Genomic DNA, 9157 nt, shown 5'->3' with positions numbered 1-9157 from the left:
GGCCCAGCAGCGCCGCCACCATCTGCCCCACCTGGTTCGAATCGTCGTCGATCGCCTGCTTGCCCGTGATGATCAGACCCGGCGCTTCCTCGTCCGCGATCGCCTTGACGATCTTCGCCACCGCCAGCGGCTCCACCTCGTCGTCCGACTGCACCAGGATCGCCCGGTCCGCGCCCATCGCCAGGGCCGTGCGCAGCGTCTCCTGCGCCTTCGCAGGCCCCACCGACACCGCCACGATCTCCGATACCACGCCCTTCTCCTTCAGGCGGATCGCTTCCTCAACCGCTATCTCGTCAAACGGGTTCATGCTCATCTTCACGTTCGCAAGATCAACACCCGTTCCATCACCCTTCACTCGCGGCTTCACGTTGTAATCAATCACCCGCTTCACGCAGACCAGGGCTTTCATCGCTTCAAAGCCTTTCCCAGTTGGATATGGTGGCGGCATAATTTGCGTTTACGTAAACGTCAATCTATCTGCCGCAAGCGTGGAAAGAAAATCGATCGGCCGATGGCAAACGCAGCATTCGCGGAGCCGGACCTTACCGGGTGCATCCTGGCTGAGCACCCCCCGAAACAGGAATGATCCCATGCAAGGCTTGGTGGCGGCGCTGCCGCGTCCTTGCGACCTTGGTGGAATAATACACGCACGATGCTTGCGTTGGCTGCCCAAGTCCAGCAGGGCGGAAAACGCGATGCCCATGATCGACTTCGATCGCCTTGAAGCAATTGTCCACCAGGCCGGACAGATGGCGCTTTCGCGCTGGCCCGGCCACGGACACGCGCTGGAAGTGTGGGACAAGACGCCGGGCAATCCGGTGTGCGAGGCGGACATCGCCGTCGATACCTATCTGAAGCGCGAACTGCACGCACTGCTGCCTTCCGCCGGCTGGCTGTCGGAGGAGACGGTCGATCACCCGGAGCGGCTGGAGCGCGGGCTGTGCTGGCTGGTCGATCCGATCGACGGCACGCGCGATTTCGTGCGCGGGCGTCCGGGGTGGGCGGTTTCCGTGGCACTCGTCAGCGGCGGCCGTCCACTGATCGGCATGATGAGCGCCCCGGCGCGCGACGAGTTCTGGCGGGCCACTGCCGGCAAGGGCGCCACCCGCAATGGCGTGGCGCTTCATGCGAGCAGCCGGGCCGAGCTGACCGGATCGCGCGTGCCGGCCGATGCGCTGGCGGGAGTCGATGGCGACCTGGTGCTGGTGGACAAGCCCAATTCGATCGCGCTGCGTATCGCGATGGTCGCCGCCGATGAAGCGGACCTGCTGGCCACGCTGCGCTGGGGCTTCGAATGGGACGTGGCGGCGGCCGCGCTGATCGCGCGCGAGGCGGGTGCCACCACCACCGACGCCTTCGGGCAGCCGCTGGTCTTCAACAAGCGCGATCCCCGCGCGTTCGGGCTGCTGGTAACCGCCCCCGCGATTCACGCGGCGGCGGTGGACCGGCTGGCGGAACGGGCGGCCAGGCTCGCCTGACGCGCCCTTTCCGGGCCACTGCTCAGGCTTCTACAAAATCCTCGGTGTCGATCGTCGGCAGCATGGCCCCGGCGTAACGGTGGCCGGCGACCGTCTGCTGGTTGATCAGCGCGTCCACTTCGGCGGCCACATCGGCGGGAAGGACCCAGTCCCAGCGGGCGATGTTCTCCTCGAGATGCGCGATCTTGCCGGTGCCGGGGATGGCGACGACATGCTCCCCGCGCGACAGCACCCAGGCGAGCGACAATTGCGCCGGCGTCACGCCCGCGCGGGTGGCGATGGCGTTGAACTGCTGCACCAGGCCGTAGTTGTGCGTCCAGTTATCGCCCTGGAAGCGTGGCATGGCGCGGCGGATGTCCTTTTCCTCCAGCGTCGCCGGGTCCGCCACGCCGTTGGCGAGAACGCCGCGCGCGACGGGCGAGAAGGCGACAAAGGTCGTGCCCAGTTCGCGGCAGGCTTCGAGCACGGCGATTTCCGCCTGGCGCGTCCACGGCGAATATTCGGTCTGCATCGCGGCGATGGGGTGGACGGCGGCGGCCTTGCGCAGCGTGTCGGCCGACATTTCGGACAGGCCGATCGCGCCGATCTTGCCCTCGCGCACAAGGTCCGCCATCGCGCCGACCGAGTCCTCGATCGGCACGCTGAAATCGCGCCGGTGCATATAGTAGAGATCGATGTGGTCGGTCTGGAGCAGGCGCAGCGAGATTTCGAGTTCGCTGCGGATCGTATCGGGATGGCAATCGATCCCGCGCTTCTCCCCGCTGGCGAAGATGCCCATCTTGGAGGCGAGGAACACCTTGTCGCGCTTGCCCTTCAGCGCCTTGCCGACCTGCGTTTCGTTGTGGCCCATGCCATAGAGGCGGGCGGTGTCGAAATGATCGTAGCCTACTTCTATCGCGCGATCGAGCAGGCGCAGCCCGTCCTCGTCGCTCGGGCGGCCGCCATAGGCCCAGCTCAGCGACATGCAGCCGAGCCCCACGGGGTTGGTCGGGCGTCCGGCGATGGGGCGGCGTTGGATCAGCATGGCAGAATCTCCTTTGCCACGCCGATGCCAGCCGGGTGCGCGGAACGTCAACCCGGCTGGTTCGGTATCATGCCATGAGAGCCGCGTTATTGGCCCGAGCGGGCGCGCGCCACGTCATCCTGCGAGATCGGCACGATCTTGATCTCGACGCGGCGGTTGGCCGAACGGCCGGCCTCGGTATCGTTCGAGGCGACCGGCTGCGTCTCGCCAAAGCCCTGGCTGCGAATGCGCGAATAGGACACCCCGCGCGAGGTCAGGTAATCGGCTACCGCGCGGGCGCGGCGTTCCGAAAGGGCCTGGTTGTAGGCGTCCGACCCGGTCGAATCCGTGTGGCCGTACACGTCGATCAGGCTGTCCGGATACTGGTTGAGCGATTGCGCCACCTTGTCCAGCGTATCGCGGAACGTGGGCTTGATCGCCGAACTGTCGGTATCGAACGTCACGCCGTTGGGCAGGTTGACGAGAATGGCCGAGCCGTTGTCGGTCGGCGTCACGTCCACGCCGCTGCCGGCGGTGGATTCGCGCAGCTGCTTGATCTGCTTGTCCATCGAATAGCCCACCGCGGCGCCGGCGATGCCGCCGATGCCCGCGCCCAGGATGCGGCCGGTCTTGCCGCCGATCAGGCCGCCCAGCAGCATGCCGCCCAGCGCGCCGCCGACGCCGCCGATGGCGGTGCGCGATACCTTCTTCTCGCCCGTGTTGGGATCGGTGACGCAGGCCGAGAGGCTGACGAGCGACACCGCGCACAGGCTCGAAACGAGGACCCGACGAATCTTCATGTTGTATTCCCCTTCTTGCGACGCTTCGCCCCGGCCGCTCTCTCCCGCGGCGGTGAACCGGCGTGATTAACCTACATCGACCTGATTACGCACCGCCAGTCTGAACTGTTCCCGAACGGTGGGACTTCGCGAATGGCGATGAATCTGCTAGCGGACAGGGCGTGACACCTTTTCCCTGGCCTGACGTCTTCGTCATCGTGGGCCTCGTCGTGCTCAATGGCCTGTTTTCCATGTCGGAACTGGCGATCGTTTCCGCGCGTCCGGCGCGTCTGAAGGTTGCGGCCGAGGCCGGCAGCCGGGGCGCGCGCACCGCGCTGGAGCTGGCGGCCGATCCCGGCAAGTTCCTTTCGACCGTGCAGATCGGCATCACCCTCGTCGGCATCGTGGCCGGCGCCTATTCGGGCGCGAGCCTGGGCGGCCCGGTGGGCGAGCGACTGGCGGCGGCGGGCGTGCCCGCGCGCTATGCCGGCGAGGCGGGCTTCATCCTGGTCATCGCGATCACCACCTACCTCAGCCTCGTCGTCGGGGAACTGGTGCCCAAGCAGCTGGCGCTGCGCGCGGCGGAACCGATCGCCATCGTCGCCGCGCGCCCGATGGTGCTGATCGCCCGCATCAACGCGCCGTTCGTGTGGGCGCTGGACCGCTCGTCCGGCCTGCTGCTGCGCCTGCTGCGGTTGAACAAGGGGGCCGAGCAGGAAGTCACGGCGGAGGAACTCCAGATGATCTTCGCCGAGGCCACCCGCTCCGGCGTGATCGAGGAGGACGAGCGCGCGCTGATGACCAGCGTGATGCGGCTGGCCGAACGCCCGGTGCGCGAGGTGATGACGCCGCGCACCGAACTGCACTGGATCGAGCGCAAGGCGAGCGAGGCGGAAATCCGCGCCGCGATCGAGGACAGCCCGCATTCGCTGCTGCTGGTGGCGGACGGTTCGGTCGACCGGATCGTGGGCGTGGCCAAGGTGCGCGACGTGCTGTCGGTGCTGCTGCGCGGGCGCAAGATCATGCTGACGCGGCTGATGAAGAAGCCGGCGATCGTGCCCGACCAGCTCGACACCATGGATGCGTTGCGCGTGATCCAGCAGGCCGAAGTCGCGCTGGCGCTGGTGCATGACGAATACGGCCATCTGGAAGGCATCGTCACCCCGGCGGACCTGCTGGCGGCGATCGCCGGCAATTTCGTGGGCCACGGCGACGAGGGCGATGCGCCGATGATCGTGGAGCGCGACGACGGTTCGCTGCTGATCGCCGGGGCGTTGCCCGCCGACGCGCTGGGCGACCGGCTGGCGATCGACCTGCCCGAAGACCGCGATTACGCCACCGCCGCGGGCTATGTGCTGTCGGTGCTCAAGCACCTGCCGACGGAGGGCGAGCATTTCGCCGAGCAGGGCTGGCGCTTCGAGATCGTCGACATGGACGGCCGCAAGATCGACAAGGTGCTGGTGAGCCGGATCAAGGCCGCGCACCCCGAAAAGGCCGAGCTGGACGGGTAGGATCCTGTTCGGCGGAGGGTGACTTGCGGTCAGCCCACCCCACTGCGACTAACGCCGCCTGCGGCGACGCAAGTCTCGCGCCCCTCCCGCGTGCGGGAGGGGATGGGGGTGGGCGAAGCACGATTGTTTGCAATCAATACGATCGACAAACGAAAAGGGCGGCCCCGAAGGACCGCCCTTTGCTGTTTCTGTCCGGAAGACCGGAAGAAGATTACTTGAGCTCGACGGTGCCGCCGGCTTCCTCGATCTTCTTCTTGATTTCTTCGGCTTCCGCCTTCGAAACGCCTTCCTTGACGGCCTTCGGCGCGCCTTCGACCAGCGCCTTGGCTTCGGTCAGGCCCAGGTTGGTGATCGCGCGGACTTCCTTGATGACCTGGATCTTCTTGCCACCGTCGCCCGTCAGGATGACGTCGAATTCGGTCTTTTCTTCAGCGGCGGCAGCTTCGCCACCGGCAGCCGGAGCGGCGGCAACGGCAACGGCGGCAGCGGCGGAAACGCCCCATGCTTCTTCCAGGGCCTTGGCGAGGTCAGCGGCCTCGAGGACGGTCAGCTTCGACAGTTCTTCAACAAGCTTGGCGATATCGGCCATGATATTTCACTCCTGATTTCGTGGCGCCCGGCGCGGCGCGCCGGACGAAAATCGTTTCGATACGTCTTACGCGGCTTCTTTGGCGTAGGCGCCGAAGACACGGGCCAGCTTCGCCGCCGGAGCGGTGGTGAGCTGGGCGATCTTCGTGGCCGGAGCCTGGATGAGGCCGATAAGCTTGGCGCGCAGTTCGTCGAGCGACGGCATCGAGGCGAGCGCCTTGACCCCTTCCGCGTCGAGAATCTGGCCACCCATCGCGCCGCCGACAATTTCGATCTTGTCGGTGGTCTTGGCGAATTCGATCACCGCCTTGGCGGCGGCAACCGGATCGGCCGAGGCAGCGATCGCCGTCGGACCGGTGAAGAAATCACCAATGCCTTCGTAATCGGTGCCCGCGACGGCAAGCTTGGCAAGACGGTTCTTCGCAACCTTGTAAGTCGCGCCCGCTTCCCGGATCTTCGTGCGCAGGGCGGTGGACTGGGCCACCGTCATGCCGAGGTTGCGGGTGATGACCACCGCGCCGGCCTCGGAGAAGACCGAGTTCAGGAACGCGACCGATTCGGCTTTCTGCGAACGATCCATGCCTTACTCCTTCACAATGGCCGCCCGGGACAGGCCCGGAACGGCCGGCTACGTTTGCTTGCCCCTGCGGATGCAGGGGTCGATGCCCCACGGAGGAGCACCGGCGAGTCCGTTGACAAGGGAAGGAGGTGCGCTCGAAAGCGCGGATGGCGCCACGATCCGCGGGGCGGAACGTCGGGCCAAGGGGCACGCGGCCCCGGAAACTCTTTTCCCCGCCTAGGCTGGAGATTAAGCGGGAAGCCCGCACCAGCTGTCTCGGACGGATGATGTCGGGGCTTGCGCCCTTCGATCAGGGGCGGGCCAATAGCAGGACGGGGCGCCGAGTCAAGGCTGGAGTCCCCGTGGCAAGGGCCGGAGGCGGCGCGGTGCGGTCACTCCGCCTCGCCCCGGTAGCCCAGCAGGTCGCCCGGCTGGCACCCCAGTTCCTGGCAGATGGCTTCCAGCGTCGAGAAGCGGATGGCCTTGGCCTTGCCGGTTTTGAGGATGGAGAGGTTGGCGAGCGTCATGTCGACCCGCTCGGCCAGTTGGGTGAGCGTCATACCCCTGGCCTGGAGCAGTTCGTCGAGCTTGACCACGACCGGCATCACACGGTTCCTTCCAGATCGTCGCGCATCCGCGCCCCTTCGCGAAAGACGCGGGCGAGAATGAACAGCACGATCGCCAGCAGGAACGATCCCGGCGAGATGTCGAAATCCGCCGTGGCGTTGCCGATCATGCCGGCCAGCCACACGCCCATCGCGCCGACGGGCCACGACATGCCTTCCACCGCCAGCGTCAGCCAGCCCATGCGGGTCAAGCGCCGGGCGTTGGCGGGGATGAAGGGATCGCCGGCGCCCACGCTGTCGATGATGCGCCGCAGGTCGAGCAGGAAAAGGAAGGCCGCGCCGGCCATTCCGGCGATCAGCAGCAGGATCACGGCAAGGCCGGGAATGGTCTGCGTGCTGGCGGCGTGGCCGGTTTCCGAGGCGATGCCGGCGAGCACGTCGGCCCGGAACAGGACGATGGCCGGGGCGCCGAGCAGGCTGGTCACGCCGATCAGGGCGGCGAGGCCGAGGCCGGCGGTGACGATCAGGCGCCCCGCCGTCAGCAGGGGGTCGCGGGGGCGAAGAGACATGGTGGCGGTTTCCTCGTTGATAGGGTCAGGCGAGCGTCGGCAGCGGCAAGGTGGGGGCAAGCGCCTGGCGCGGTCCCGATGCGGTGGCGGCGGCAAGCGCCGGAAGGAGCAGCAGCAGCGCGCAGACGAGCGGCACGATGGCGGTGCGCGATCCTGCAAGGCGAGGGCTGGGCATGGGGACTTCTCCAGGTGGTCGATATCGATATTCAATAAGAGCATCTTTTCTTATCGTCAATCAATAATATCGAAAATCGATATGGAGATCGCATCGAGCTGCGGCCACCCCTTTGACAGCGCGTGATCGCCTCCCTATATGGCCTTTCATAACCGGCGCTTCGAGCAAGGCTTTCCCATACGCGGGGGACGGCACAAGGAAGGAAGCGCGCGGGTTTATCTGACGCGAAGGCTGCTGGCCGGGTTCCCGAATCGGGCGCCGTGCCGTGCGGCCTTTTCGCGTTTGATGCGCCAACGCCGCGTTTGGCACCGTTTCGCCGGGTTCGCCCGGCCTTTGATAGAGCGAAGAGGCAGAACTCCTCCATGGCGACCAAGGCTCCCGCACGCCCCGGCGTGAAGAAGCGCATCCGCAAGATCTTCGGCGACATCCACGAAGTCGTGCAGATGCCGAACCTGATCGAGGTTCAGCGCGAATCCTACGAGCAGTTCCTGCGCTCCGATCCGGCCACGGGCTATGTCTCGGGCCTGGAAAAGACGCTGCGGTCGGTGTTCCCGATCCAGGACTTCGCCGGCACCGCCAGCCTCGATATCAAGGAGCGCGACGGCTACGTGCTCGAGGCGCCGAAGTACGACGTCAACGAATGCCGCCAGCGCGGCATCACTTATGCCGCGCCGATGAAGGTGACGCTCAAGCTGGCGACCTTCGAGGTCGACGCCGAGACCGAGACCAAGTCGCTCATCGATATCAAGGAGCAGGACGTCTACATGGGCGATATCCCGCTCATGACCGACAACGGCACCTTCTTCATCAACGGGACCGAGCGCGTCATCGTGTCGCAGATGCACCGTTCGCCGGGCGTCCTGTTCGACCATGACCGCGGCAAGACGCACTCGTCGGGCAAGTACCTCTTCGCCGCCCGCGTGATCCCCTACCGCGGTTCGTGGCTCGATTTCGAATTCGACGCCAAGGACATCGTCAACGTCCGTATCGACCGCAAGCGCAAGCTGCCGGTCACGGCGCTGCTCTATGCGCTGGGCCTCAACGGCGAGCAGATCCTCGACTATTTCTACGACAAGGTCACCTGGGCGCGCGGCGAAGGCGGCTGGCGCGTGCCGTTCGTGCTGGAACAGTGGCGCGGCGCGAAGCCGGCGTTCGACATCGTCGACGCCAAGTCGGGCGAGGTGATCTTCCCCGCCGGCCAGAAGATCAGCCCGCGCGCGGCCAACAAGGCGGCCAAGGACGGGCTTGAGGAACTGCTGATCCCGACCGAGGAAATCTTCGGCCGCTATTCGGCCAAGGACCTGATCGACGAATCGACCGGCCGCATCTGGATCGAGGCGGGCGACGAAGTCAGCCCCGAGAACCTCGAAGTGCTGGACAAGGCGGGCGTCGACCGGCTCGAGCTGCTCGACATCGACCACGTCAACACCGGTCCGTGGATCCGCAACACGATGAAGGCCGACAAGGCCGAGGACCGCGACCAGGCGCTGGCCGACATCTACCGCGTGATGCGCCCCGGCGAACCGCCGACGCGCGAAACCGCCGAAGCGCTGTTCGATGGCCTGTTCTTCGACGCCGACCGCTATGACCTTTCGGCCGTGGGCCGCGTCAAGCTCAACATGCGCCTTGGCCTCGACTGCCCCGACACGGTCACCACCCTGCGCACCGACGATATCCTCGCCGTGGTCAAGGAACTGGTGAACCTGAAGGACGGCAAGGGCGAAGTCGACGACATCGACAACCTCGGCAACCGCCGCGTGCGTTCGGTGGGCGAGCTGCTGGAGAACCAGTACCGCGTCGGCCTGCTGCGCATGGAACGCGCGGTGAAGGAGCGCATGTCGTCGGTCGACGTCTCGACCGTGATGCCGAACGATCTGATCAACGCCAAGCCCGCTGTGGCTGCGGTGCGCGAGTTCTTCGGCTCGTCGC

At 66.2% G+C, this 9157-nt stretch carries 10 protein-coding genes and 1 pseudogene; 3 read left to right on the top strand and 8 right to left on the bottom strand.

Translation table 11 applies throughout. The features are described 5' to 3' along the window. Positions 1-409, bottom strand: a 409-nt coding sequence (locus B3547_RS10900; protein ID WP_292963007.1) for an electron transfer flavoprotein subunit beta/FixA family protein, incomplete at its 3' end; no start/stop codon positions are given. Positions 410-701: 292 nt separating this feature from the next. Between B3547_RS10900 and B3547_RS10895 the strand changes: the two genes are divergently transcribed. Then, a complete protein-coding gene (locus B3547_RS10895) occupies positions 702-1478 on the top strand; it encodes a 3'(2'),5'-bisphosphate nucleotidase CysQ (protein WP_125954170.1) in 777 nt (258 codons plus the stop codon). 22 nt (positions 1479-1500) lie between these two features. Here the strand turns inward: B3547_RS10895 and B3547_RS10890 are convergent, their stop codons facing one another. After that, positions 1501-2502, bottom strand: coding sequence for an aldo/keto reductase (locus B3547_RS10890; protein ID WP_292963004.1), 1002 nt, complete (start codon positions 2500-2502; stop codon positions 1501-1503). Between the two features lie 86 nt (positions 2503-2588). Beyond that, the gene (locus B3547_RS10885; RefSeq protein ID WP_124808062.1) at positions 2589-3281 is read right to left on the bottom strand and encodes an OmpA family protein; all 693 of its coding nucleotides are present in this window, start codon (positions 3279-3281) and stop codon (positions 2589-2591) included. Positions 3282-3442: 161 nt separating this feature from the next. Between B3547_RS10885 and B3547_RS10880 the strand changes: the two genes are divergently transcribed. Beyond that, a complete protein-coding gene (locus B3547_RS10880; protein WP_124808063.1) occupies positions 3443-4771 on the top strand; it encodes a hemolysin family protein in 1329 nt (442 codons plus the stop codon). A 211-nt stretch (positions 4772-4982) separates the two neighbouring features. Here B3547_RS10880 and rplL read toward each other — a convergent pair whose 3' ends face one another. The 5 genes from rplL to B3547_RS10855 form a co-directional block, all read right to left on the bottom strand. Then, complete coding sequence (rplL, locus tag B3547_RS10875) at positions 4983-5360, bottom strand: 50S ribosomal protein L7/L12 (protein WP_124808064.1); 378 nt, start codon at positions 5358-5360, stop codon at positions 4983-4985. A 66-nt stretch (positions 5361-5426) separates the two neighbouring features. Beyond that, positions 5427-5939, bottom strand: coding sequence for a 50S ribosomal protein L10 (gene rplJ, locus B3547_RS10870; RefSeq protein ID WP_124808065.1), 513 nt, complete (start codon positions 5937-5939; stop codon positions 5427-5429). A 371-nt stretch (positions 5940-6310) separates the two neighbouring features. Then, on the bottom strand, positions 6311-6523 hold the full coding sequence (locus B3547_RS10865; protein WP_124808066.1) for a helix-turn-helix domain-containing protein: 213 nt from the start codon (positions 6521-6523) through the stop codon (positions 6311-6313). Next, positions 6523-7053, bottom strand: a complete 531-nt coding sequence (locus B3547_RS10860) for a DUF2975 domain-containing protein (RefSeq protein WP_292962995.1) — start codon at positions 7051-7053, stop codon at positions 6523-6525. Before B3547_RS10860 ends, B3547_RS10865 begins: the two co-directional genes overlap by 1 nt. 25 nt (positions 7054-7078) lie before the next feature. After that, positions 7079-7228 (bottom strand): hypothetical protein, encoded by a 150-nt coding sequence (locus tag B3547_RS10855; RefSeq protein WP_292962992.1) that lies wholly within the window; start codon positions 7226-7228, stop codon positions 7079-7081. A gap of 362 nt (positions 7229-7590) precedes the next feature. On the opposite strand from B3547_RS10855, the pseudogene B3547_RS10850 reads away from it, so the two are divergent. Further along, positions 7591-9157 (top strand): annotated as a pseudogene (locus tag B3547_RS10850) (DNA-directed RNA polymerase subunit beta); the annotation flags it as partial.

The organism is Novosphingobium sp. UBA1939, from assembly GCF_002336885.1.
GTDB lineage: Bacteria > Pseudomonadota > Alphaproteobacteria > Sphingomonadales > Sphingomonadaceae > Novosphingobium.
This window is presented reverse-complemented; position numbering and strand designations above follow the sequence as displayed.

What these genes read in the sequence shown, in the direction of transcription:
- B3547_RS10895 (WP_125954170.1), top strand. Translation starts at nt 702, where the DNA reads ATGATCGACTTCGATCGCCTTGAAGCAATTGTCCACCAGGCCGGACAG.
- B3547_RS10890 (WP_292963004.1), bottom strand. Translation starts at nt 2,502, where the DNA reads ATGCTGATCCAACGCCGCCCCATCGCCGGACGCCCGACCAACCCCGTG.
- B3547_RS10885 (WP_124808062.1), bottom strand. Translation starts at nt 3,281, where the DNA reads ATGAAGATTCGTCGGGTCCTCGTTTCGAGCCTGTGCGCGGTGTCGCTC.
- rplL (WP_124808064.1), bottom strand. Translation starts at nt 5,360, where the DNA reads ATGGCCGATATCGCCAAGCTTGTTGAAGAACTGTCGAAGCTGACCGTC.
- rplJ (WP_124808065.1), bottom strand. Translation starts at nt 5,939, where the DNA reads ATGGATCGTTCGCAGAAAGCCGAATCGGTCGCGTTCCTGAACTCGGTC.
- B3547_RS10865 (WP_124808066.1), bottom strand. Translation starts at nt 6,523, where the DNA reads ATGCCGGTCGTGGTCAAGCTCGACGAACTGCTCCAGGCCAGGGGTATG.
- B3547_RS10860 (WP_292962995.1), bottom strand. Translation starts at nt 7,053, where the DNA reads ATGTCTCTTCGCCCCCGCGACCCCCTGCTGACGGCGGGGCGCCTGATC.
- B3547_RS10855 (WP_292962992.1), bottom strand. Translation starts at nt 7,228, where the DNA reads ATGCCCAGCCCTCGCCTTGCAGGATCGCGCACCGCCATCGTGCCGCTC.